The organism is Sphingobacterium siyangense (assembly GCF_007830445.1).
Taxonomy (GTDB): domain Bacteria; phylum Bacteroidota; class Bacteroidia; order Sphingobacteriales; family Sphingobacteriaceae; genus Sphingobacterium; species Sphingobacterium siyangense.
Genome location: NZ_VLKR01000001.1, coordinates 70,272 through 94,977 on the forward strand (window position 1 = coordinate 70,272; position 24,706 = coordinate 94,977).

20 protein-coding genes are annotated in these 24,706 nt (G+C 40.4%); 12 read left to right on the forward strand and 8 right to left on the reverse strand.

Annotation, left to right across the window (positions count from 1 at the left end):
- Positions 1-101 precede the first annotated feature (101 nt).
- From IQ31_RS00305 to IQ31_RS00325, 5 genes are all read left to right on the forward strand, one after another.
- Positions 102-659: an RNA polymerase sigma-70 factor gene (locus IQ31_RS00305; protein WP_088161622.1), complete on the forward strand. Its 558-nt coding sequence runs from the start codon at positions 102-104 to the stop codon at positions 657-659.
- Positions 660-726: 67 nt separating this feature from the next.
- Positions 727-1,866, forward strand: coding sequence for a FecR family protein (locus tag IQ31_RS00310; protein ID WP_145326767.1), 1,140 nt, complete (start codon positions 727-729; stop codon positions 1,864-1,866).
- Positions 1,867-1,901: 35 nt separating this feature from the next.
- Complete coding sequence (locus IQ31_RS00315; RefSeq protein WP_145326768.1) at positions 1,902-5,171, forward strand: TonB-dependent receptor; 3,270 nt, start codon at positions 1,902-1,904, stop codon at positions 5,169-5,171.
- Between the two features lie 18 nt (positions 5,172-5,189).
- Positions 5,190-6,740, forward strand: a complete 1,551-nt coding sequence (locus tag IQ31_RS00320) for a RagB/SusD family nutrient uptake outer membrane protein (RefSeq protein WP_145326769.1) — start codon at positions 5,190-5,192, stop codon at positions 6,738-6,740.
- Between the two features lie 68 nt (positions 6,741-6,808).
- Positions 6,809-7,930 carry an acyltransferase family protein gene (locus tag IQ31_RS00325; RefSeq protein ID WP_145326770.1) on the forward strand — a complete coding sequence of 374 codons (1,122 nt, stop codon included), beginning with the start codon at positions 6,809-6,811 and terminating at the stop codon, positions 7,928-7,930.
- Positions 7,931-8,490: 560 nt separating this feature from the next.
- Here IQ31_RS00325 and IQ31_RS00330 read toward each other — a convergent pair.
- Positions 8,491-9,951, reverse strand: coding sequence for an exonuclease domain-containing protein (locus IQ31_RS00330; protein ID WP_244294275.1), 1,461 nt, complete (start codon positions 9,949-9,951; stop codon positions 8,491-8,493).
- 181 nt (positions 9,952-10,132) lie between these two features.
- Between IQ31_RS00330 and IQ31_RS00335 the strand changes: the two genes are divergently transcribed.
- Positions 10,133-10,414, forward strand: coding sequence for a GNAT family N-acetyltransferase (locus IQ31_RS00335; protein WP_145326772.1), 282 nt, complete (start codon positions 10,133-10,135; stop codon positions 10,412-10,414).
- A gap of 90 nt (positions 10,415-10,504) precedes the next feature.
- Here the strand turns inward: IQ31_RS00335 and hutG are convergent, their stop codons facing one another.
- Genes hutG through hutH form a run of 4 tightly spaced genes read right to left on the reverse strand, consistent with a single transcriptional unit; the run spans position 10,505 to position 16,346 of the window.
- Positions 10,505-11,509, reverse strand: a complete 1,005-nt coding sequence (hutG, locus tag IQ31_RS00340; protein ID WP_145326773.1) for a formimidoylglutamase — start codon at positions 11,507-11,509, stop codon at positions 10,505-10,507.
- On the reverse strand, positions 11,506-13,524 hold the full coding sequence (locus IQ31_RS00345) for a urocanate hydratase (RefSeq protein ID WP_145326774.1): 2,019 nt from the start codon (positions 13,522-13,524) through the stop codon (positions 11,506-11,508). Before IQ31_RS00345 ends, hutG begins: the two co-directional genes overlap by 4 nt.
- 4 nt (positions 13,525-13,528) lie before the next feature.
- Entirely contained in the window at positions 13,529-14,779 is a 1,251-nt protein-coding gene (gene hutI, locus IQ31_RS00350; protein WP_208734057.1) for an imidazolonepropionase, read from the reverse strand.
- A gap of 7 nt (positions 14,780-14,786) precedes the next feature.
- Entirely contained in the window at positions 14,787-16,346 is a 1,560-nt protein-coding gene (gene hutH, locus IQ31_RS00355) for a histidine ammonia-lyase (RefSeq protein WP_244294276.1), read from the reverse strand.
- Between the two features lie 77 nt (positions 16,347-16,423).
- Between hutH and IQ31_RS00360 the strand changes: the two genes are divergently transcribed.
- The 6 genes from IQ31_RS00360 (at position 16,424) to IQ31_RS00385 (ending at position 23,230) form a co-directional block, all read left to right on the forward strand.
- The gene (locus IQ31_RS00360) at positions 16,424-17,356 is read left to right on the forward strand and encodes a LysR family transcriptional regulator (protein WP_145326776.1); all 933 of its coding nucleotides are present in this window, start codon (positions 16,424-16,426) and stop codon (positions 17,354-17,356) included.
- A 117-nt stretch (positions 17,357-17,473) separates the two neighbouring features.
- Positions 17,474-17,764, forward strand: a complete 291-nt coding sequence (locus IQ31_RS00365) for an antibiotic biosynthesis monooxygenase family protein (RefSeq protein ID WP_075992694.1) — start codon at positions 17,474-17,476, stop codon at positions 17,762-17,764.
- A 109-nt stretch (positions 17,765-17,873) separates the two neighbouring features.
- The gene (locus tag IQ31_RS00370) at positions 17,874-18,380 is read left to right on the forward strand and encodes an S-ribosylhomocysteine lyase (RefSeq protein ID WP_075992695.1); all 507 of its coding nucleotides are present in this window, start codon (positions 17,874-17,876) and stop codon (positions 18,378-18,380) included.
- Positions 18,381-19,022 (forward strand): 5'-methylthioadenosine/S-adenosylhomocysteine nucleosidase family protein, encoded by a 642-nt coding sequence (locus IQ31_RS00375; RefSeq protein ID WP_145326777.1) that lies wholly within the window; start codon positions 18,381-18,383, stop codon positions 19,020-19,022.
- A gap of 213 nt (positions 19,023-19,235) precedes the next feature.
- Positions 19,236-21,419, forward strand: coding sequence for a bifunctional alpha,alpha-trehalose-phosphate synthase (UDP-forming)/trehalose-phosphatase (locus tag IQ31_RS00380; RefSeq protein WP_145326778.1), 2,184 nt, complete (start codon positions 19,236-19,238; stop codon positions 21,417-21,419).
- On the forward strand, positions 21,419-23,230 hold the full coding sequence (locus IQ31_RS00385; RefSeq protein WP_088161633.1) for a glycoside hydrolase family 15 protein: 1,812 nt from the start codon (positions 21,419-21,421) through the stop codon (positions 23,228-23,230). The genes IQ31_RS00380 and IQ31_RS00385 overlap by 1 nt, the downstream gene beginning before the upstream one ends.
- An 84-nt stretch (positions 23,231-23,314) precedes the next feature.
- Here IQ31_RS00385 and IQ31_RS00390 read toward each other — a convergent pair whose 3' ends face one another.
- The 3 genes from IQ31_RS00390 to IQ31_RS00400 all read right to left on the reverse strand — a co-directional run bounded on the left by IQ31_RS00390 (position 23,315) and on the right by IQ31_RS00400 (position 24,572).
- On the reverse strand, positions 23,315-23,500 hold the full coding sequence (locus tag IQ31_RS00390; RefSeq protein ID WP_075992699.1) for a CsbD family protein: 186 nt from the start codon (positions 23,498-23,500) through the stop codon (positions 23,315-23,317).
- 39 nt (positions 23,501-23,539) lie between these two features.
- Positions 23,540-23,812: a hypothetical protein gene (locus tag IQ31_RS00395; RefSeq protein WP_088161634.1), complete on the reverse strand. Its 273-nt coding sequence runs from the start codon at positions 23,810-23,812 to the stop codon at positions 23,540-23,542.
- Positions 23,813-23,993: 181 nt separating this feature from the next.
- Entirely contained in the window at positions 23,994-24,572 is a 579-nt protein-coding gene (locus IQ31_RS00400; protein ID WP_075992701.1) for a hypothetical protein, read from the reverse strand.
- Positions 24,573-24,706 lie beyond the last annotated feature (134 nt).

Consider the following 24,706-nt stretch of genomic DNA (forward strand, 5'->3'; position numbering starts at 1 on the left):
TTATTTATTAAAGTTGCATTATTCATAATTTAGTCCCTACATTTATAGCGCAATTAGCATTTCACGTCGTATAACCATAGAAAAACAAATTATTGTCTTGCATGAGAGATTTTGGAGGCCATTCAGATGAAGAGTTGATCGTGTTGATTCAACAAGACGATAGCTTAGCGTTCGAAGCTTTGTACGATCGCTATTGGAAAAAGCTTTATTACCAGGCTGCCCGCAAAACAAATTCACTGGAAGATGCGCAGGAAATTGTACAAAATATCTTTACTTCACTTTGGCTGAGACGCCATCAACTCCAAATTGAAAGCAATCTCGCCTCCTACCTCGCTGTGGCCGTTAAATACAAAGTATTTAAATATCTCGCACAACAATACAAGCAGGAAGCTTTTAAGCATGATACGGAATGGGTGGATTTTGATAACTCGACGGAAAATTGGCTTCAGTTTGAAGAGCTTCGTGTTCGGCTAGATCAGCTTGTTTCGGAATTGCCTGAAAAATGCCAGCTTGTTTTCAAATTATCCCGCGAAGAGGGACTCTCCTATAAACAGATCGCTGAAAGTATGAACATCTCTGTGAAAACTGTCGAAACCCAATTAAGCCGTGCCTTAAAAAAAATACGCACTGGTATTCAGCGCTTTCTGATTACTTTGTAATTTTTTTTCTCTTCTTGTCAGGGTATCAGCCCAATTTAGGGACTCTATATATAAATAACCCCTAAATATGGTTGATCATAATCAATTCCGGATAAAGCAATTGGCTTATAAATGGCTTCAAGGCACATGTACCCCTGAAGAAGAAGCCGAACTGCAACAATGGTATGAAACAAGTAATGGCGAACCTCTCCCTATCCCCGAGGAGCTCGCAACGGATGAACAACAACTCAAAGAGCTGTTATTCTTACATATCAAGCAGGAAATCCAAGCGTCAAAAATCAAGCGAATTCCACAATGGGTGAAATTGAGTGGAATAGCTGCTGCTTTGGCACTGTTATTTATATTGCCCCTTTACCTTGTTAAAAGAACAACCGGAGATACCCCGCAGGTAGCTGTGAAGACGCAACAGCAAGTTCATCCGGGTATTAAAGCAGCCGTATTAACTTTAGCCGATGGAACTAAAATTGACCTTTCTGCCCACCAACAGAGCGTTCTCCATCAGGATGAACAGGTGAAAGTTGTTACAACTGCTTCCGGAACCGTGCAATATCAATTTACAGCCAGTAAGAATACCGCTGCTATCCGTACCAATACCATTGAAACGCCGATTGGAACAGAGTATACGATAATTTTGGCCGATGGCAGTAAGGTGTGGCTAAACGCTGGCTCCGTTTTGACATTTCCTGAATCTTTTGCGTCGAATAGCCGTGAAGTAAAATTATCTGGTGAAGCCTATTTTGAAGTCAGCCACGATAGTAAGCGACCATTCTATGTGCGATCGAATGAACAAACCATTCGCGTATTTGGAACCCATTTTAACGTAAGCTCCTATCCAAATGAAAACAATAAAACCACACTTATAGCGGGTTCTGTACAAGTCTCGCAATTCGGCAAGTCAAAAATGCTCAAACCTGGTCAAGCAGCATTTACCTCAGGTGGGAATCTTATCGTAGCAGAAGCCAATATCGAAGAAGCAATGGCCTGGAAAAATGGCTTTTTCTATTTTGAATCGACACCAATAAAAGATGCACTCGCCGCCATAAAACGCTGGTATAATGTAGATATTGTCTATAAAGGAACAAATGAAAAGCGTGAACTGACAGGAAAAATAAAACGTAATTCAACGGCCCAGCAACTGGTTGAGACCCTCAACTTCCTGGATATAAAATGTCGATTGCAAAACAATAAAATTGAAGTTGAACTCTAAATTATTTAATATAAAACAAACTTACCCAATTAATTATGTATAAACTTAAAACCATCCAAGGGACTGGTAAAAAGGCAAAACTATTTGCTGCTTTACTTGCTATCCAATGCGTTTCCCATGCAAATTTGGCGATGGCAAATGTAAACCAAACTAAAATCAAGTTACAAGACAAGGAATATACTTTGGCAAAGTTTGCTAAAGAGATCGAGCGTCAGAGTTCTTATGTGTTTCTGTACGATAACTCACAGATTAATGATAACCAAAAAATCCGAATAAACCATAAAGATGGTTCTATTGTTGAAATTCTGGATGACAACCTGAAAGAGCTATCGTATTCTTATAAAATTGTCAACAACACCATTGTCCTAAAAAGGAAAACAGATGATATGCCCTTAAGAAACACGATCAATGTACAACAGCTTGTCAAAGGACGCGTTTCCGATGTCGATGGCAAGGCATTAACAGGGGTCACAATCCGCAATACAACAACAGGTAGACAAACGGAAACAGACAGTAAAGGTGAATTCTCGATTGAAGCGACCCCTACACATCAACTCAGCTTCAGTTCGATAGGTTATGAGACTATCAGTAGTACGGTAGGCTCCAATAGCTTCCTCAACGTGCAGATGAAAACTGCCAACAATCAACTGGAACAGATCGTTGTGGTCGGTTTTGGAACACAGAAGAAAAAAGACATCACGGGAGCCATTGCAACCATGAGTACAAAAGATATTGAAGATCGCCCTGTAACCCAATTGGCGAGTGCCATGGAAGGTAAAATGGCGGGGGTAGAAATTGTAAAATCCTCCGGACAACCTCAAGCTGGCTTCTCCATTCGTGTTCGCGGAACCTCAACAATTACTGCAGGTAGCAACCCATTATACATTGTAGATGGTGTTCCTACTGAAAATATATCGGAGCTCAATCCATCAGATATTCAAAGTATTTCTGTACTAAAAGATGCTGCTTCTGCCGCTGTCTATGGATCTTCTGGAGCAAATGGCGTTGTGTTGATTACGACCAAAAGAGGAACAAACGGTAAGACACAGGTAAATTTCGAAACCTATCAAGGATTTTCAGCCATCAGAAAAAAGCCTAGCGTTCTAAATGCTGCACAATATAGAGAATTAATGACTGAGATGGGGGAAGCTTTGGATTGGTCGAAATATACCGCTGATACGAACTGGCCAGATCAGTTATTCCGCACCGGCCACAGCCAAAAATACCAGGCTTCAGTACGCGGTGGAGATGAAAAGACAGGGTTTTACATCTCTGGATCTTATCAAAAAGATAATGGTACAGTCATCACAAATACAGTAAACAAGGTCAATTTTAAGGTTAATTTGGATCATCAGATCAATAAAATCTTTAAAGTTGGAACAAGCTTATCTTATAACCGTTGGTACGACGTTGACATTAACGAGAACTCCCGAAATGGAGTCATCATGAATGCTTATCTGGGCTCTCCAGTCATCGGCATATACGGTGATAAGGGGGCTTTCACAGTAGATCCATTCTATACGGATCTCGACAACCCCGTTGCATTGGCAACAGGCAACGAGCACAGCTATATCAACAACAGATTTACAGGAAATGCCTTTGTGGAGGCTAATATCCTACCTGGATTAAAATTCAAATCGCTGTTTGGGTATGAGAAATTTAACAACCAGTACCGCACTTTTGTGGATCCGTTCCGCACGACGGAGGGTAGAAAATATAAAGGAATGGCGACGCTCCAGCAGCAGGATAATCAGTATTGGATGTCCGAAAATACATTAAACTACGACAGAACTTTTAGTGACAAGCACCACTTCACAGGTTTACTAGGTTATATTACCACTAAAACACAAACAACAATCTCAAATATCGCTACCCAGAATTTTGCTAATCCAGCAATTCACACCGTTAATGGAGGTTCGATGATTACGGAGATGCCAACAGCGATAGATGCTGCTGTATCCACTGTTTCTGGCATTGCAAAAATCGGTTATGATTATAACGACAAATACTTATTTACAGCAAATCTGAGAGCTGACGCGTCATCTGTATTCGGGCCTAATAACCGTTGGGGTTACTTCCCTTCTTTCTCTGCCGGCTGGCGTCTATCCAATGAAGATTTCTTTAGTTCCCTGAAAAACACAGTAAACGATTTGAAAATCCGCGCTAGTTGGGGTAAGGTTGGAAATAGCCAAATTCCGGCCTTTTCCTATCTTGGTTTAGTTGACGTCACGGGATCGTACAATATCGGGGATCAGGTTGTACCGGGGTATACACCTGCTACCTTAGACAACCCCAATCTAAAATGGGAAACAACAAACCAGACCGATATTGGTTTGGATGCCAGTTTCTTTAATTCCAGATTGATATTTGGTGCAGATTATTATGCAAAAAGGACTGTAGGCTTACTTCTCAACTCAAGAGTTCCTTATAGTTCCGGTTATAGAACTGCGTTGAAAAACCTCGGCGACCTACAGAATAGAGGTTTCGAATTCGAATTGAGTAGCCGAAATTTCGTTCACGATTTCAAATGGAATACAACAGTGACCTTTGGGCTCAATCGCAATAAAGTACTGAATATTGATGGCGGAACCTACTATGACGGAAATATTGATGGCCGTGGCAATAGTACGATTGCAAAAGAAGGGGTTGCATTGGGATCATTCTGGGGCTATGTCGCAAAAGGTGTCAATCCAGACACCGGAGATATGATCTATCAGATGGCCGATCCTGAAGCAGGTCTTCAAACGAGTGATATGGCTATCATTGGTAATGCTACACCAAAATTCTCTTATGGCATGACAAATGATTTCAGCTATAAGAACTTCAGCTTTTCTTTTTTCTTACAGGGTGTACAGGGAAATGATATCCTTAATGCGACACGTATTTATACAGAAGGTATGTGGGAACCGAGAAACCAAAGTGCTGCCGTGTTAAACAGATGGACAGTCAATAACAAAAATAGTACTATGCCGCGTCCGGATCTAAACAATACAGATGACAACTACAATTCACAGATTTCTTCCCGTTTTGTAGAGAAAGGTTCCTACCTCAGGGTAAAATCGATGACTTTGGCCTATACCCTACCTAAACAAGTGCTTGAAAGATGGAAGCTCAATAAGGTCCGTTTTTATGTGACAGGCGAGAATCTGTTAACATTCACAAAATACTCAGGTTTAGATCCTGAGGTAAGCATGTACGGGGGAACTAACCAGCAAACCGTGAGCTCCAATATGGCACCGGGCATCGATTTTGGTACTTCGCCACAGGCACGCACCTTTATTGTTGGTTTAAACCTAACTTTTTAACCTTTTAGCTTACAAACAATGAAATCAACTAGATATACCTCATTAGCCATCGCCTTATTGGCTTCTCTTGCTCTAAATTCCTGCAAAAAGTTTTTAGATCTTCAGCCTACCTCCACGGTAACGAGTGAAAATGCCTATCTCACCGGAGACAATATTGAGAAAGCATTAAACGGGGCCTATAATTCTTTTATAGGCAATGGTACCCGCCCAGGAAGCAATGCCAATTATTATCAATGGGAGATGATTTTACAGACCGATATCCGTTCGGACAATGCGCATGCGGCCGGTGGTGGTGAGATAGACTTTGCACAAATTGACTACAATACGATTACCAATACCAATGAAATGGTACGCAGGGATTGGGAAGAACTGTATGGAGCAATCTCAAAATGCAATATCGTTATCGACAATGTTGATAAAGTCACAGATCCTACTTTTTCGGATGAAAGACGCAAACAAATTCTTGGAGAAGCTTCATTTTTAAGAGCCTTCCATTATTATCAGTTGGTCAAACTTTACGGTGGTGTACCCATGGAAAAACACTCCAACAGTACCGATGCCGAAGTATTACGCATCAAACGATCAACTGTAGAGGAGGTTTATGATTTTATAGATTCGGATCTACAAGTGGCAGCAAACAATCTTCCCGATGGATTTGGGCAAGCCTCTATCGACAAGGTTAGAGCGACAAAAGGTGCAGCAAATGCCTTGCTGACCAAGATATGGGCACAACGCCCTGATCGAGATTACAATAAGGTATTGCAATACGCCGATGCAGTGATTACTGGAAAAGGTGGCTATCAGCTCCTTCAAAACTATGCGGATCTTTTTGACGGTAAACATAACTATAACAGTGAATCCATCATAGAGATTCCCTATATCGCCGGCAGTCCCAATCTAAGCTGTTGGGGTGGTGCATTCTTTTTCCCGGATCTTGATGAAAATGGCCAAATCAACGAAAACGAATGGCGCCGGTATGGCACACCTTCGAAAGATCTAGTCGAAGCTTATGACAGCGCTGGCGACACTGAACGAAAGAATGCCAACATCTGGTTTTTCTCTGTCCCTTGGGCAGATGAGTTTTGGAACCCTTGTGGAGATGCCGATACAGAAATACCATTTAATGTAAAGCAAAAACATGCCAACAGCTTCCAAAGTGGCGATCATTTTTACCTTTTGCGGCTTGCGGACATCATTCTGCTTAAAGCAGAGGCTCAAAACGCCTTGGGAAATACTTCTGGTGCGATAAACACCATTAACGTCATACGTCATCGCGCAGGGCTGTCCGATTTATCCGGTGTCAGCTCCAGTGCACTAAAGGCCATCATTCTCAACGAGCGGCGATTGGAACTTGCTTTCGAAGGTCAACGTTGGGATGATTTAAATCGTTATGGTGTCACGGTAGATGTAATGAATAAACTAAATGAAATAAAATTTACATGCGATAACGGCAAACAGAGCAACCCCACGTTGATTAAGTATAATTTTAACCAAAATAGCCTGCTCCTTCCAATACCATTATTGGAACTGCAGGCAAATCCGAGCCTGACTCAAAATCCAGGCTATTAATTAGACCAAGCATAGGCTGTTCAAAGGATTAATTTCTTGAACAGCCTTTTTTACTAATATACTTTGTTATGACTCGTTTTAAATCACTGGATATTTTCCGTGGGTTTACACTCGCGGCTATGATTCTCGTCAATAATCCCGGCAACTATCATCATGTATTTCCTCAACTTGAACACTCCATCTGGCATGGATGTACGTTTACAGATCTTATATTTCCATTTTTCTTATTTGCTGTCGGAAACTCCATGGCATTTTCTTTAAAAAATAGTGATCAGCTGGCACCAGGACTGTACTGGAATAAAATTGTCAAAAGAACAATCATCCTTTTTCTACTCGGTCTGTTTTTAAATATTTTCCCTTTTGTAGAATGGAATAGTCTTCACCAGCTCGAGTGGATTCCCGTTGCCAAGTATAGGTATTTTGGGGTGCTGCAGCGTATTGCGCTCTGCTATTTCAGTACGGCGATTATACTATACTATTTTAGAGACAAAGGTGCGGCCACTATTAGTATCTTGCTCCTATTAGTTTATTGGCTAATTTGCTATTCTGGTAATCCAACAGATCCATATAGTCTGGAGGGGTGGTTTGGAACGGCACTGGATATCCGAATCTTTGGTGCATCCCATCTCTATCACGGCGAGGGAACAGCGTTTGATCCAGAGGATATCTGGAGCGTATTACCGGCCATCAGTCAAACGATATTCGGGTATATTACCGGAAAGTACATTATTCAAAAACTGACAGGAAAAAGGGAGCTGATGAACCTATTTATCGTAGGTCTGTCCTTTATCCTGATTGGCTATCTATGGTCATTTGTTTTTCCTATTAATAAGAAGATCTGGACCAGCAGCTACTCCGTATTCAGCACTGGAATTGCACTCTCTTTTCTTGGTATATTAATCTATCTTATCGAATTTCAAAACATCAAAGGGATAATTTACACTGTCCTTGACGATTTCGGTAAGAATACACTATTTATCTATTGTCTTAGCGGCTTAATCCCTACGATTTGTTCTTTTGTTCTCATCGGAGATACGCATCAAAATCTCTGGAACTTAAGCTACCATTCCCTGTTTGATAGCTGGCAAAACCAACGATTATCCTCCGCTCTATTTGCGCTGCTATTTGTGGCTTTGAATTGGTTGATCGCATATTGCCTACGGAAGAAAAAGATCTATATCAAAATCTAGGTCAAGGTGTCTTTGGCTCAAAATAGGCAATCTGAATAATAAGAATAAAAAAAAGGGCCAAGGCCCTTTTTATATATAAAGATATGGATAAGATATACCGCAGCTACTTTTAGAAAACGCCCCATCTTTGTTTTACTAATTCCGCTATTACAGTATGCTGACACTAAAATAGCTCAAACTAACTACACAGAGAAAAAATTTAGGGGGACAAAGGGGGGACAAAAGGCAATCACCTGAAAAACAGCAAATTGAAACACATATTTAAATAAAAAAAAACGCTAATTTATTTTGAATAATCATAATAGAAGTCATACTTCGCTTAAAATTCTTGTCCGGAAATATAAAAAAAAGAAAACCTGAGGTTGGGAGCCCCAGGTTTTAACTAACCAATTATTAACCTAAATTATGAAAAGTCTTTTTTTAATATTCTACACAAAGAATATTTCAACTATTGGACCAAAATCGCGCATAAATTACTATTTCACATTTCTTTAACAGATTACTGAGATTGAAATGACTAAACGCAAGACATTTCCAAAATAAGAATAGAACATATACTGTTAAAAGAAATTAAAGAGGCTATTCGGAGCCAATTTTTCATAAGAGAAATCAGGTTCTGCCGCAACATCAGGTAAAATCTTTGATTTTGTTAAGAAATGTATTTTAGCGGGTTGTCTTTCTGCTGCCATTTTGACCAATTCCATCATGTAGTGATTGCTCTGATATCTTTTAACTTGTCCTTTTATATCTTCAAACCTGCTATACTGGCCGTATTGATCAATATATCCCATTCCATAAAAAACACCATTTTCAATGACAATACAGCTTTTTTCATCGGAATTACGTCCTTTATCGATCAATACAAAGGATGGCTGCTGTTTGAGCCAATCCTCGATACAACGTTCCACCCGAGTATTGTGTAGGTCTCGATCGGGCAATTCGGTCTTCTTTAAAGCTTTCGTAGACAAACTGGCGTGCCCAAACTGACAAAATTGCGGATTAATAGCGTCCTGCTGAATAAAGCTTTGCAACAACTGTATAGCGTCATATTCCCGCTGAAACAACTGAATACATTCTTGTCCCCTTGTTGTCTTCCCAATTGCCAGATGGAGATAGCCATTTTGATCTTCATAAGAGAACAAACCAAATTTAGGCTCATACCGTTTAAGTGCTCTATTATATTTTGGCCAGAATTTTTTGATTTCAGCACATTCCAACAACAATGACATCAGCTCTGTCCCGCAGCACTCATAACTTATATGATGAATTTCTTTTAAGAAATGTTGCCTTTGCGCTTGAATATTATTCCCTGTAAAATGAGATAATACTCTTTTTTTTATATTGACGGCCTTGCCAACATAAATTACTTTTCCAGCTTTGTCGTGAAAATAATAGACTCCAGCCTCGTTGGGCAATTGTTCATATTCCAAGGGATTTAAATGCGGTGGAAAACGTTGATCTAGCGCTTTATGTTTAATCATATCCTGAAATACCTGTTCGGTATCTAGCACTTTCAAATAAGCAAAGAGAATGGCTGTTGCATCAGCGTCGCCACCCGCACGGTGCCTATTTTCAATCGGGATATCTAGATAATCACATAGGCGTCCCAAACTATAGGACAATAATCCCGGCTTTATTTTTCGCGCATAGCGTACTGTACACAATTTAATCGCCGACCACTCGAAACCCGATTCCTGAAGCTGAAATCGAATGAATGAATAATCAAAATTTACATTATGCGCAACAAAAATACGGTCTTTGAGCATTTCATAAATGTGCTCGGCTACCTGATCAAATAACGGAGCGTCCTTCACCATGTCATTGTCTATGCCCGTAAGCGCAAAAATCGAATTCGGAATCTCTTTCCCTGGATTCACCAAGGTCTCCCAACGTTCCAAAACCTGATTACCATCATGAATAACAATGGCAACCTCTGTGATCCTGCTCGATTTTGCATTGCCACCTGTAGTCTCTATGTCCACAATGGCAAATTCTTGTCTTTTGCTTTGATTTACACTCATAACGCAAAGCAAAAATACTAAAAATATTAGCTACTTAAAAGGGTCACCGCAATTTTACAAAACACGGAAGCCAATTATACAATCTAGCTGATAGAAATAGCTGTTTTTCTAAATCACTGTTCATATTATATATTGCTGGATTTTGTCTATTTTGTACTTTTCTTTAATTAAATTCATGCTCATGGAAGTAATACAAAAAAATGACGATAAACATGGTAGCTTTGAGGTTATCGATCAGGAAAAGTCAGTGGCACAAATGACCTATACCTGGGCTGGCCCTACAAAATTCATTATAGACCACACGGAAGTAAATTCTGAATATGCAGGAAAAGGGCTAGGTAAACAGCTATTGATGGCGGCAGTGACTTATGCACGTAAAGAAAATTTAAAAATTATGCCTTTATGTCCTTTTGCAAAATCAGTTTTTGATAAGGATCCAGCATTAGCCGATGTGCTTTTTTAAGACCTCGCCAATATGAAAAAAGATGGTTAGATTCCTGTCGCAATGTATCTAACCATCTTTTTTGCCCCCTGTTTAGCTAATGAGCAGTTGCTAATCAAGTTTAATTGCTAATTTGTTTATCAACTTAAAAATGAGATCAGCCGTTAGTTTGGCCGTTCTGGAATCAATATCAAAATGGGGATTGAATTCGGCAAAATCGACAGATTTTAGATTAGGCAGATCCAGTAGCATATCGTAGATCGTAAAAAACAAATGATCAGGAACTATACCGTTAAATGCCAATGCACTTACTCCCGGTGCATGGGCTGCAGCGAAAGCATCAAGATCAACCGTCAAATACACATAATCCACTAATTTGGAAAAACTAACAATTTTTTCCCTAATTAAATCCAGCTTTTCAATGACCAAACTCTCTCTTTCAATAATCTGCACATCCTTCTCTTTGGCATAGTCCAGCAATCCCTTGGTGTTACTAATTCCCTGAATACCAATCGCCAAGTAATGAAATGGCAAATCAGCTTTAGACTGATCCTGCTCGATTTGAAAGAAGCCTGTTCCAGAATTCCCTTTGCCATCCTGCAATGGACGGATGTCTAAATGGGCATCCAAATTAATAATGCCAAGACTTTGGTTACGACTCTTTAGAAATTCTTTAACACCCAAATAATGGCCGTAAGTTACTTCATGGCCACCACCTAAGATGACTGGAAATCCTTCTTGTTCGAGAATACAATTTAATGCAGCCCCAAGCCCCTGTTGAGATAGCTCTAAATCACTGTCTTTTATAAGTATATCACCGCAGTCTTTAAGTTTTAGTTTATCAGAAAAATGTACAGGAAGGTTTGTTAATACATTCCGAAGTGCTGTCGGTCCATCTTTGGCTCCTACACGACCTTGATTGCGTCCAACCCCCTCATCGCTACAGAATCCGAGAAAAGCAATGGACTGCCTTAAATCGGGCTGCTCGAGAAGATCAACACAATCCATTAATTGATGCCAACGCATCCATTCACGATCCTGCCCATCGATACGCCCCTTCCAGACCGCTTGGTCTCCTTTGTTGTATATTTCCGGATTATTCAACAATAAGTTCATTCGCTCAGATCAAATAATTGTTCAATAATATCGTCATCTACAAGTTGCGCGCGGGTAACTTGCAATGTCGTATTTTTCTCCATTGCACGATCTAGCGCCTGATTAGCTTCCTTATTTCTAGCCCAGGCGCGCCTAGCAATCCCATTATTCACATCAAAATACAGCATCTTTTCTAACTTAAAAGCTGCTTCTTCAGAGCCATCTAGCAGTAGACCGAAGCCTCCGTTGATGACTTCACCCCAACCGACTCCGCCGCCATTGTGAATAGATACCCAAGTGGCCCCCCGGAAACTGTCGCCAATGACGTTATGAATAGCCATATCTGCTGTAAATTGACTGCCGTCGTAGATATTGCTTGTTTCCCGATAAGGTGAATCGGTACCGCTCACATCATGATGGTCTCTTCCCAAAACAATAGGTGCTTCAAATAAGCCACTTTTTACGGCTTCATTAAAAGCCTTTGCTATGGCAATACGTCCATTGGAATCTGCATAAAGAATACGCGCCTGAGAGCCTACTACAAGTCTATTTTTACCAGCTTCTTTGATCCATTGAATATTATCTTGCATCTGCTGCTGAATCTCCACAGGGGCTTCTTTTCGAAGCTTTTCTAAAACTGTCATGGCTATTTCGTCTGATTTTTGGAGATCCGAAGTCTTTCCAGACGTGCAAACCCAGCGAAATGGTCCAAAACCATAGTCAAAACACATTGGACCAAGAATATCCTGCACATAAGATGGGTAGCGGAACTGATCCTTTTTATCATTCCATACGGCTGCACCAGCACGGCTGCTTTCCAACAGAAACGCATTGCCGTAATCAAAGAAATAGGTTCCTTTGGCTACATGCTTATTGATGGCATCGACATGTCGTACTAAGCTTTCTTGTACACATCGCTTAAACCGGTCAGGATCGGTCGCTAATAGCGCATTGGATGCTGCAAAGGTCAGCCCCATTGGATAATAGCCCCCAGACCAAGGATTATGTAATGATGTCTGATCAGATCCTACCGTGATGTGGATATTTTCGCGATCAAAGGCTTCCCACACTTCGACAATATTACCGATATAGGCGAAGGAAATTGTTTCCTTTTGATCCATCGCCAACTGTACCTGTTCAACGAGTTCATTGATATTTTCTATCAATCGGTCTACCCAACCCTGTTCATGCCGCTTTTTTGCCGCAGCGGGATTTATTTCAGCGCATACGGTGATACAGCCGGCAATATTACCTGCTTTGGGCTGTGCGCCACTCATACCTCCCAAACCAGAAGTCAAAAACACCTTGCCTTGAATGGTATCGTCTACTGTTAAATGTTTTCGAAAAGCGTTCATGACAGTAATTGTGGTGCCATGCACAATACCCTGTGGACCAATATACATATAGGAACCTGCAGTCATCTGCCCATATTGTGTAACGCCTAAGGCGTTAAAACGTTCCCAGTCATCCGGTTTCGAATAGTTTGGAATCATCATGCCATTGGTTACAACAACACGAGGTGCATGTTGTGAGGAAGGGAAAAGCCCCATTGGATGACCACTGTAAAGATGTAAAGTTTGCTCATCTGTCATCTGCGAAAGATACTGCATGGTGAGGCGATATTGAGCCCAATTTTGGAAAACAGCTCCATTCCCACCATAGGTAATCAGTTCATGAGGATGTTGTGCTACAGCTGGATCGAGGTTGTTCTGAATCATCAACATAATAGCTGCCGCCTGCTTACTCACTGCTGGATAATCATCTATCGGTCGAGCGTGCATTGCGTATTGGGGTCTAAAGCGGTACATGTAGATTCGCCCAAAACTACGAAGCTCCTCTAAAAATTCAGGTGCTAAAACCGTATGCCATTGTTTTGGAAAATAACGCAATGCATTCCGTAGGGCCAGCTTCTCTTCCGACTTGGTGAGAATATCCTTTCGTCTGGGGGCATGACTTATTGTATGATCTCGTTCTACTTTTGGAGGTAATACGGTCGGAATACCTTCCGCAACCTCACTCTTAAATGTATCTTCCATGTTGTTATATTGAGAATACTTCCTGACCATTTTTCCATACTGCTGTAGGCTGCAAGCTTCCTTGGTAGTAGGTAATATCCTGATAATTATCTGTTTTAAATAAACTAAAATCTGCTTTCATGCCCTTGGTCAACACGCCGCGATCCGACAGGTTTAAGGCTTTTGCAGCACGGTAGGTTAGTGCCGAAAGCAACTCCGCATTCGTCAACTTTTCTGCTGTTGCCAAAATACTCGCACTCGTCAGTAACTGTCCCATGGGCGCGGACCCTGGATTCCAGTCACTTCCTATTGCCAAACATGCACCTGCATCCAGCAACTTTCTAGCAGGTGTAAAACCACATCCAAGGCCAATAGAGGCTGCAGGCAGCGCTACAGCAACAGTAGTTGAGTGTGCGATAAGTTCTATTTCAGCCGCAGTTGATGCTTCAAGATGATCCGCAGATTGAGCACCGAGTTCTACAGCAATCTGACTTCCCGAAGTGGTAAACTGATCGGCATGAATAGTCAGATCAAAACCCATTTCTTTTGCTTTTCGTAAATAGGCCACAATGTCTTCCCCCTGAAAAGCTGTTTTTTCGATAAATGCGTCAATCCGATTCGACAGCCCTTCTGATTTCAATAGGGGAAAAAGATCTGTTGTGATCAGATGAAGATAATCTTTTGCGGATCCGTCGAAGTCCCGTGGGAGCATATGTGCAGCCAAACAAGTTGGAATAAGGTCTGATGCTGTACGACGATCCGATTTCTGAATGCCCCGTAATATCTTAAGTTCTTCTTTAACATTGAGGCCGTAACCACTTTTAACTTCAATTGTTGTGATTCCTTGCCTTAATAGAAAATTTGCGCGCTGGATAGTGAGATCAATCAATTCTTCTACGTTACAATCCCGCGTATGGGAAACGGTGCTCCAGATCCCACCTCCTGCCGCTGCAATCTCCAGGTAGCTTGAGCCTGCATTTCGAAGGGCGAAATCATTCGCTCGATTACCGGCAAAAGCAATATGTGTATGGCAATCAATAAAGCCTGGCAGAGCAACCTGATCTCCTTCTACAAGTACAAGTGCCGCCGCCTTTCCCCATTGCAGTTGTAGTTGCTCAAAATCCCCCACTTCCAATATATTGTTACCTGCTATTAAAATACCTCCTTCTTTAATAATAGCCAATTGTTTATCGTGGAGCGCCCCATTAACGGGCATATTTGACATCGTTAATACCTGCCTAAAAGGTCCAACTAATTTCAGCTCTTTTTCCATCATTCTTCGTTTAAAACATTTCAAACCTTTGTTTCAAATCCGCTTCAATCTCACCTGTAGCATATTGACGATGCAATGTGATCAGTTCGCCTGATTTTACGAGCCTTTGTGCCTCAGTCAGCAGCTCTTCCATAGGTTGATCGGATTCAATATGCGGAATAGACTGGCGAATTCTTGCATGGATAGCTTCCAATGCTGCAGTCGATTTTAATGGCTTATGGTAATCTTTGGCCTGTGCCGCACATAACAGTTCAATACTTAGTATTTTATCGACATTGTCAATGACCTGCAGTAATTTTCGGCCGGCAATAGATCCCATACTGACATGATCTTCCTGGCCTAAAGAGGTAGGAATACTATCTGCACTTGCAGGAAAACAAAGTCCTTTATTCTCACTTGCAATCGCGGCCGTGCTATATTGTAAGATCATAAATCCTGAATTGAGACCGGTTGACTTCATTAACAATTTTGGGACGCCGTTGGTTTGACCTTCTAAAGACAAATAGACCCTTCGGTCCGAAATATTGCCAATTTCCGATGCGGCCAGTGTGGCATAATCCAAAGGCAAAGCAATTGACTGTCCGTGAAAGCTACCGCCACTAATGGTTAGTTCATCATTAATGATCACAGGATTATCGGTCACTGCATTTATTTCGATTTCTATGGTATCCTTCAAATGAAACCAAGCGTTGCGTGATGCTCCATGGACCTGAGGGATACAACGCAGCGAGTAGGGATCTTGTACACGAGAACAGTCTTTGTGGCTTTCCAAAATGGCCGAGCCATGAAGCATGTTAAAAATGCTTGCAGCGACATAGCGGTTTCCTGGGTGCGGGCGTAATTGATGTAATTCTGTAAAAAATGGTTTTATTGAACCATTTAAGCCTTCAATCATTAAGGTAGCAATAATGTCAGCGTTCTGAAGTACACGATTTAACTCGGCAACAGCCATCACACCATGTGCCGCCATAAATTGAGTTCCATTGATTAAAGCCAGACCTTCTTTTGCGCCCAGCTGAACCGGTGCCATACCGTGTTTTTCCAAAACGGCAGCTGTCTCCACAATCTCCCCTTCTACATTAACTTTTCCTAAACCAATCAATGGTAAAAATAAATGTGACAATGGGGCCAAATCACCCGATGCGCCGACAGAACCCTGTTTGGGAACCACAGGAATGACATGATTTTCAATATGCCAAATAATCCGCTCAATCGTCGTATACTGAACTCCTGAAAATCCTTTAGAAAGCGCGTGAACTTTAAGAATAAGCATCAATTTGGCCAAATCGTTGGCTATAGGTTCTCCCATACCCACAGCATGGCTTTTGAGAATATTTTCTTGTAACAGCTGCGTTTGACTTGCATCAATAAGTGTGGTACACAATGGACCAAAACCAGTATTGATCCCATAGACAACCTCACCGCGCTCAACTATTTTCCTGACATAACTGGCGCTTTGCTCGATCTTATCCTTGACTTCGGGGGAAATTTCCCCGGTAACCGTTCCTTTTGCTATCGCTAAAGCGGTGGAGCATGTTAGCTGCCCACTGCCATATAAAAATTTTTCCATTATCATAACTGCTTTACTCAAATGTACTTGCTATATTTGATAATTAGAAATACCATTTTTATCATCAATTGATAACCATGAATTATCAAATAGAGCTAAGACATTTACTGTATTTTAAAGTATTGGCAGAAGAACTGCATTTTAGAAGGGCTGCCGAAAAATTGTTTATTGCGCAGCCAGGCTTGAGCAGGCAAATTAAGCAGCTGGAGGAATCCTATGGCGTAACACTCTTTGAGCGTAATAAACGAAATGTTCAAATGACTGAAGCGGGGATGTATCTCTTTCAGGAGGTGAAAGAACTATTTAGGCACTTGGATCAGATTGAAACTCAACTTCAAAGTTTTGCCAACGGTAAAATAAGCACCTTAAAGCTGGGGTTTATCGGGTCGGCTGTTCAAACAATCTTACCGCAATTGCTTGTCACCTTAAAACAGCAGCAGCCTGATATCGAGTTATCACTTCACGAACTAGCGAATGAAACCCAGCTGGATCTGCTGGAGAAAAAAGAACTGGACTTAGGGTTTGTTCGTCTTTCCGAAACGCCCCCCGGGTTATGTAGCCTGCCTATACATACAGAACATTTTAGCCTCGTTTTACCCAACAATCATCCCCTATTGAAGTCGCCGCAACCAAGTCTTGATGCATTCAAAAATGAATCATTTATCTTATTTTCCAAAAACTATAGCCACTCTTATTATGATCTTGTGATGAGTATTTTTAGTGATCATAAGTTTATCCCCAAAGTTACTTTACGCACAGTGAATGCTTTAACTATTTTCAATATGGTTGCTCAGGGACTGGGGGTTGCAATAGTTCCTTCATCTTTAAAGAACGGATACCATGTTGATGTCACTTTCCTTGAATTGAACACTTTACCACAACGAACAACGCTCTCCTTAGTTTGGAATGCCCAAAATCGTAATCCCGGTATTCCATTAGTTATTCAGATCATCGCTTCGCAAACCAACAAAGCTGGACCTGATACTGCCAGCATAAACAATAATAGCTAAGACTGCATCAAAAGAATGCCAAATAAATTGTTCGGATAAGCTTGTTATTGTATTGCATATAAAAAACAAATTCTCTAAGTTTGATATATTTACTAAACTTTATTTAAAAAACGAATTATGATTTTAGAAGTAGCTGTATTACAAATTATTGAAGGAAAACAGTCCGATTTTGAAAGAGATTATAAAACAGCTTGCCAGTATATTAGTGCGAGTAAAGGTTATATCACGCATTCCTTACGTAAATGTATTGAAAAAGATAACCAGTACATTTTGTTGGTTGAATGGGAAACTTTAGAAGACCATACCATTGGTTTCAGGGAGTCGGCATTATTTAAGGAATGGGAGAAACTTTTACACCATTACTACGATCCATTTCCAACAGTCGAACATTATGAAGTGTTAAAATAGTAGTTTTGTCGTCCTTTTCTACAATAATCTAGTATCTTTGTAGAAATTTTTGATATTCAACTTTTAACCCCTATAACGTCACAAGCGTTATAGCTTTGAACAGAACAAGATGTACACAAAAGAAAAAGCAAAAGTAAATAGTTTTACGGTAGATCATACCAAGTTAAAACAAGGGATCTACGCTAAAGCTTCTACAACCAATAACAGCAATGTTGAGAGTTATACAACTTACGACATTCGCATGATCAGACCGAATTCTCCGGAGCGTATGCTATCACCTGAGGTCATGCATACCTTAGAACATTGTTTTGCAACAGAAATTAGAACCATCTTAGGTGATGAAGTTATTTATGTTGGGCCAATGGGTTGTTGCACGGGATTTTATGTTGTATTGGCTGGAACGGCGAAAACTCCTCAGAACGTGGCGGAATTGATGAAAGAAGTATTAGAGACTGTTCTTACAGAAGGATACGAAGTACCTTTCCAAAACCCGATTAGCTGCGGAAATTACACATTCATGGATTTTCCCACATCAAAACAGGCTTGTGTTAACTTCTTAAATCTAATTACTGCCGAAGAATTGGAATTTGAGTATCCATATATCGAAGAAAATTAAATGATCCTGAATAAAGATATTGAAACGATTATCTTGGTAGCAAATAAAAATGAGCTATCTTTTAATTCGACAAGTGAATCGACTTTTGTATACGAAATTGGTGTAGGTAAAGTAAATGCACTCCTGTCCGTAGCTACGCTTTACGAAGACATCAAAGCATTAGGGATTAGTCCTGTTCTTCTCAATGTTGGCACGGTAGGTTGTACAAGGCATCCGATAGGCCATGTCCTTTATCCGGCATACTATGCACAAGGGGATGCTTATACGGATGGATTTTTCCTGGAAAACACCTTGTTTTTTAAAGGTCAAGGCGTATTGGAATCCATATCTCTTGATGAATTTCGCTACGAAGATGCACTTTTGACATCGGATCGTTTTATCAATGTAAATACTGCTTTTTATCAGGATATCAAACATTTTAATCCTTTGGCATTTGATATGGAATCTTATGCCCTAGCGAATTTCTGTTTTCAAAAAAATCTCACCTTTCATAGTATTAAAATTGTTTCAGACAATTGTGATGGCACAGTTAAAGATTGGGAAAGTATTTTAGGAGAAATTTCAGGGAGATTAGGTGATATTCTCGATCAATTCATGAAAAAGCTGGATAACGAAAAAGCTGTTGCGATCAGTATATCGTAATCTAATGAAATAGCAAAAAAAAGACCTGTAGAAATAGAGGTCTTTTTTTTTGCAAATTACCGCGTTCTTTCTTCAACAGCTTCCCTATTGTCTTTCTAATTTGAATTTATTCAAACTATTCTCTCCCGAGGTTGTTCAGATAAGTGGATTACAAGCCCATCGTTATTTCAATATAACTCTTCCACACTGCAAATAAATCGATCTAATATTCTTATGAAGAAAAAGAAGAAAATAATAATTTCAAATAGACTGCCGATACAAATAGAGCGAAAAAAAGAAAAATTAATCATCAAGCCGAGTGCGGGCGGACTGGCAACTGGTTTAAATTCCGCCTTTGATACGGATGAAATACTTTGGGTTGGCTGGCCGGGAATTGTTCCCAAAGATGAAGAGGAAAAAGAAAAGATTGTCGAGCTTCTCAAACCGATGAACTTACTTCCTGTTTTCTTATCCAAAGATGAAATACGCAATTTCTACGAAGGTTATTCCAATGAGGTCCTCTGGCCTATTTGCCATTATCAGCCGAGCTACATCCATTTTGACCGCGAATATTGGTCTACCTATGTCATGGTAAATAAGAAATTCTGCGAGGCTGCGCTTTCTATCGATGAGCCATCCGGTTTTATTTGGGTCCATGATTATCAGCTTATGCTGCTCCCTCAACTGCTGCGTTCAGAGAACCAAGAGCTCAACATCGGTTATTTTCACCATATCCCTTTTCCTTCGGAGGAACTCTTTATGAACATTCCGCAACGTAAAGAATTGGTTGAAGGTTTACTGGGAGCAGATCTTATCGGATTTCATACTTTCGCCGATAGTCAGAACTTTCTAAATGCCTGCAAAAAAATACTGCATGTCTCGTCTGGACATAACCAGCTCAAGTACAAAGACCGTCATATATTTATAGAATCCTTTCCGATGGGTATTGATTTTGATAAATTCGTCGAAGTCAGCAGTCAGCCTAAAATCCAGTCGATTGCAAGCCAATTCCGAAGCCATTTTCCCGATCAAAAGATTATTATAGCTGTCGATAGGCTCGATTATAGCAAAGGTATATTAGAGCGATTACGTGCTTTTCTCACTTTCCTTGAAAAATACCCCGAATGGCATACAAAAGTTGTATTGTATATGCTTATCGTACCCTCTAGGGATAAGGTATCGCAATACAAAAAACTGAAAGATGAGATTAACCGGAAGGTGAGTGAAATCAATTCTATTTATGGCAATCTAAGCTGGACGCCGGTACTATATTTTTACAAATCACTTCCATTCGAGGAGCTGGTTGGATTATATGTTGCATCCGATATCTGTATGATTACATCTACGCGAGATGGGATGAATCTTGTAAGTAAAGAATACATCGCCAGTAAGACTTTGTCAAAGGGGGTATTGATTTTAAGTGAGTTTGCAGGCGCCTCTAAGGAACTTGTTGATGCCTTGATTATTAATCCCTATAACCGTACGGAAACAGCAGACAGTATTTATCAGGCGCTTAAAATGCCGCCCGAAGAAATTCAGGAACGTACCGATGCCAATATTCAGATTATACAGAAGTTTAATGTGCAACATTGGGTGCAGCTCTTTACCAATCGTTTGGCTGAGACCAAAGCCATACAACGTGACGAATGGGCAAGGCGAATCTCGGATAAGGTATTGAATAGTATTTCAGAAAGGTATAGCAAAAGTAGCAATAGACTCTTTTTTCTGGACTATGACGGTACTTTGGTCAAATTCCAGAATCATGCCCAAAAAGCAACTCCGACGACCCTGTTGTATAACCTTTTGGATAATATCATTTCTGATCCACTCAATACATTGGTCATCATAAGCGGCCGATCACAAGAGAGCCTATCGTCTTGGTTTGACGGTCGATCGTACTATTTAGTTGCCGAACATGGCATTTGGTCAAATTTCCCAAATTTCAACTGGTCGTATAAGAAAGGATTGGCCCTCCATTGGATGCCTGAAGTAAAAAAGCTGATGGAAAAACTGGCCGATCAAACTCCGGGGGCTTACATCGAGGTCAAGCCCTACTCGTTAGCTTGGCATTATAGAAAAGTAGAACTGGGCTTAGGCGAACTTAAAGCAACTGAGCTAAAGGAGACCTTAAACCCAATGCTCAACGACTATGGATTACAACTACTGGACGGAAATGCTGTCATTGAGGTCAAAAATACAGAAGTTAATAAAGGTAAGGCGGCATTGGAAATCGCAGGACATATAAAAGCAGATTTCATGTTGGCTATTGGCGACGACATTACCGACGAAGATCTATTCAAGTATTTACCACAATCGACCATAAGTATTAAGGTAGGAAGCAACAAATCTGCAGCAAAATATTATTTAGATGAACAAGAAGATGTTCTTCAATTTTTAAATCAACTTATCGTAAAATAATGAACGAAAATACAACAGAAAACAGACATATCTACCAATCTGGAATCATTGGAAATTGTTCCTACATAGCGCATGTTGGCATCGATACAAACATATCATGGTTGTGCTGGCCATCGTTCGAAGATAGCTTTGTATTCGGCAGTATGATCGATAAAAATCAAGGTGGAACTTTCAAGATCAGTTCAGAGGAAGCAGTTGTGGAAACCAAGCAATATTACATCAAAAATTCAAATGTGCTCTGTACGGAAATCCACACGGAATCCTACGCCTATCGTATTACAGATTTTGCACCTCGTTTTGAACAATTCGGGCGGTATTTTAAACCGTTGATGCTGATACGAAAGATCGAACCACTGCATGGTGCCCCTAGCGTCAACATCAGATGTCAGCCGACTGCTGACTACGGCCGATTGCCACTTAAGCCTACCCGTGGCAGTAACCATATTCTTTATAGCAACGATCAGGTCGGAGAACGGATTCGACTTACCACTGATCTGCCTATTTCACATTTCTTCCAAGAGGAAAGCTGGACCATTATCAGTGAAAATAAATACCTTATATTGACGTATGATGCAGCTTTCGAATCGGCCATTGTAAGCACCTGTGAGGATTTCCTCCATAAGACGCTCAGTTATTGGCAGCGATGGATTAAAAGGTGTAGTATCCCCAACATTTATCAAACAGAAGTAATCCGATCGGCTCTGGTGCTGAAACTTCATCAATATGAGGATACAGGAGCAATTATCGCCGCATCAACAACTAGTCTGCCCGAATATCCAGGTTCGGGAAGAAACTGGGACTACCGTTATTGCTGGGTACGTGATAGTTATTATGTCTTAACAGCATTGACACACATCGGTCAGTTTGAAGAAATGGAAAGCTTTGCTAATTATATTGCTGGCATCACGCATCGCAACCCTGGAAGACTTCAACCTTTGTATGGTATCCTTGGTACCACCGAACTGACAGAACAGATCTTACCTTACCTAAAAGGCTATCAGGATAACGGTCCAGTGCGGATTGGCAATCAAGCTTTTGAACATATCCAAAATGATGTATACGGCCAAGCAATGATTGCCTTGTTACCTCTTTTCACTGATCAGCGTTTTAAAATCCATGAAAACAAGAATGTGTTAGGCTGGGTAAATTTCATTCTCGAAAAGATTGAGGCTACTATAGAGGAAAAAGATGCCGGTATCTGGGAGTTTAGAAATTTTGCCAACCACCATTGTTATTCCAATCTTTTTCAATGGGTCGGATGTAAGGCGGCCCTATTGATTGCGCGTCAAAATGGTTATCAAGATATGGAGGATCGCGCGAATGTCCTCTTAAAAAAAGCAGAAGCTTACATCGAGGCCTGTTATGACGAAGAGCGAAAAGTCTATCAGAATGCTATTGATAGCCGGAATTTAGACGCCAGTACCTTGCAGCTCATTGTCATGGATTACCTTGACCCAAAATCGGAACGCGCCCTTCATCATCTCGAAATGCTGGAAAAGGAATTAAAAGGTGAAAATGGACTTTTCTATCGCTATAAACATCAGGATGATTTCGGCAGACCCAAATCCACTTTCTTAGTCTGTGCATTTTGGTACGTGGAAGCGCTAGCCTGTGTCGGCCGTGTGGAGGAAGCGAAAGAGATCCTCGAACGTTTGCTGACCTACAGCAATCACCTGGGGCTGTTCAGTGAGGATGTTACCGAGGACAATGGCAGCCAATGGGGCAATTTCCCACAAGCCTACAGTCACGTTGGATTGATGAATGCCGTTTATCGTCTTGCCATAAAATTAGATAAACCAATTTTTCAATGACATAAAAACAAAATGTGCGATCAAAATAAATTGATCGCACATTTGTACGCTTATAATTGCCAATTAAATGGCCTTGATAAAATATTACAATTTATCCAGCCAGTTTTCTACCTCTTCTTTGGTTTTTCCGGTCTTTTGTTGCAATTTACCCAACAATTCATCTTCCTTTCCCTCGGCATACAACAGATCATCATCGGTTAAATCTGCATATTGCTGTTTCACTTTACCTTTCAGCTCGTTCCAACGGCCTTTCCATGTTAAATTACTCATAAATGCTCCTTGTTTTTAAAAAATGAAATGTATGTACTTTTATATTAATGTCTGTTTATAGCTGTCAAAATGTTCACAGATCTCCTCCATCCCGATTCGCTTGCCCATCAAGTCTATAAAACGGTTTTTATACAAGGAAAATATGTATAAACCCGTTGCCAAACTCCCTATGACAAAAATACCTTCCAGCTCATTGCTCTTCACAAGCTTGTTGTTCAGGTGACACTCTTTGAGTAACGGAATATTATAAGAAGACCATTTACCCATTTTATCTTTGAGTACCAAACCAATATTTTTTGTCCCTGTCATCATTTCAGCTCCTTTTATTAGAAAAACAGCTACGTTGCTTCAAATGTTTTCTAATTTTTGTCATTTTGAAAAGAATAGGTCTTTCATACACAAGAGCAAGTAATTATACGGTGGCGTCCAAAAAAAATGTTTCCAATTGATTAATTGGAAACATACTGTTAAAGATTGCTTTTACTATTTTTTGTTAGCGTTTACCTGGTAAATAGATTTGAAAACCTACGCCAACGCCTAAACCACTCGCACCGCTGCCTGTATTAATATTAGCCTTGCTATAATTGTAGCCAAAGGTAGCTTCCAAAGCAACAGTTCGTGTGATAAAATGTGCATATCCAACATTGGCTCCTACAGCCAGTGCGACATCTTTGCCCCTAGAACTTCCTGAAATACCAATATCTCCCTGTCCAAAAAACCGACCTGTACTTGATCCCGCATTTGGAAAGTAATAACGCACAAATGGCGCTACACCATAAGTCCATTCATTATCAGCATCTTTTTGAGTAGCCAAGCCAAGATTTGCCTGTGCACCAATAGCCAATCCATCGGACACGAAATAACCAGCTCGTGGTTGAAGTGCTACATTAAATGATTTTCCTTCAAAACTATAGCCAAGATTACCGATCGATCCACCGACCATCCAATTTCCTTGTCGAATAGGTTCAATTCCGACATCCGAGGACATCTGTGGCGTAGTTTCAATTTTCTGAGCATGGGCCTGATACCCAATTCCTGCTGTTATTAATAAAAGAAGTGTCAATTTTCTCATAGTATCTCTATTATCTAAATTACTTTAGTTTAATAACAAGATCGACAAATGAAAAGTTTTAAATTTATTCTTAAAATATATCGTTTTGTCATTTTGTAAAAAAGAGAACCAATCAGATTTGACTCATGTTCCTA

What these genes read in the sequence shown, in the direction of transcription:
- IQ31_RS00305 (WP_088161622.1), top strand. Translation starts at nt 102, where the DNA reads ATGAGAGATTTTGGAGGCCATTCAGATGAAGAGTTGATCGTGTTGATT.
- IQ31_RS00310 (WP_145326767.1), top strand. Translation starts at nt 727, where the DNA reads ATGGTTGATCATAATCAATTCCGGATAAAGCAATTGGCTTATAAATGG.
- IQ31_RS00315 (WP_145326768.1), top strand. Translation starts at nt 1,902, where the DNA reads ATGTATAAACTTAAAACCATCCAAGGGACTGGTAAAAAGGCAAAACTA.
- IQ31_RS00320 (WP_145326769.1), top strand. Translation starts at nt 5,190, where the DNA reads ATGAAATCAACTAGATATACCTCATTAGCCATCGCCTTATTGGCTTCT.
- IQ31_RS00325 (WP_145326770.1), top strand. Translation starts at nt 6,809, where the DNA reads ATGACTCGTTTTAAATCACTGGATATTTTCCGTGGGTTTACACTCGCG.
- IQ31_RS00330 (WP_244294275.1), bottom strand. Translation starts at nt 9,951, where the DNA reads ATGAGTGTAAATCAAAGCAAAAGACAAGAATTTGCCATTGTGGACATA.
- IQ31_RS00335 (WP_145326772.1), top strand. Translation starts at nt 10,133, where the DNA reads ATGGAAGTAATACAAAAAAATGACGATAAACATGGTAGCTTTGAGGTT.
- hutG (WP_145326773.1), bottom strand. Translation starts at nt 11,509, where the DNA reads ATGAACTTATTGTTGAATAATCCGGAAATATACAACAAAGGAGACCAA.
- IQ31_RS00345 (WP_145326774.1), bottom strand. Translation starts at nt 13,524, where the DNA reads ATGGAAGATACATTTAAGAGTGAGGTTGCGGAAGGTATTCCGACCGTA.
- hutI (WP_208734057.1), bottom strand. Translation starts at nt 14,779, where the DNA reads ATGATGGAAAAAGAGCTGAAATTAGTTGGACCTTTTAGGCAGGTATTA.
- hutH (WP_244294276.1), bottom strand. Translation starts at nt 16,346, where the DNA reads ATGGAAAAATTTTTATATGGCAGTGGGCAGCTAACATGCTCCACCGCT.
- IQ31_RS00360 (WP_145326776.1), top strand. Translation starts at nt 16,424, where the DNA reads ATGAATTATCAAATAGAGCTAAGACATTTACTGTATTTTAAAGTATTG.
- IQ31_RS00365 (WP_075992694.1), top strand. Translation starts at nt 17,474, where the DNA reads ATGATTTTAGAAGTAGCTGTATTACAAATTATTGAAGGAAAACAGTCC.
- IQ31_RS00370 (WP_075992695.1), top strand. Translation starts at nt 17,874, where the DNA reads ATGTACACAAAAGAAAAAGCAAAAGTAAATAGTTTTACGGTAGATCAT.
- IQ31_RS00375 (WP_145326777.1), top strand. Translation starts at nt 18,381, where the DNA reads ATGATCCTGAATAAAGATATTGAAACGATTATCTTGGTAGCAAATAAA.
- IQ31_RS00380 (WP_145326778.1), top strand. Translation starts at nt 19,236, where the DNA reads ATGAAGAAAAAGAAGAAAATAATAATTTCAAATAGACTGCCGATACAA.
- IQ31_RS00385 (WP_088161633.1), top strand. Translation starts at nt 21,419, where the DNA reads ATGAACGAAAATACAACAGAAAACAGACATATCTACCAATCTGGAATC.
- IQ31_RS00390 (WP_075992699.1), bottom strand. Translation starts at nt 23,500, where the DNA reads ATGAGTAATTTAACATGGAAAGGCCGTTGGAACGAGCTGAAAGGTAAA.
- IQ31_RS00395 (WP_088161634.1), bottom strand. Translation starts at nt 23,812, where the DNA reads ATGATGACAGGGACAAAAAATATTGGTTTGGTACTCAAAGATAAAATG.
- IQ31_RS00400 (WP_075992701.1), bottom strand. Translation starts at nt 24,572, where the DNA reads ATGAGAAAATTGACACTTCTTTTATTAATAACAGCAGGAATTGGGTAT.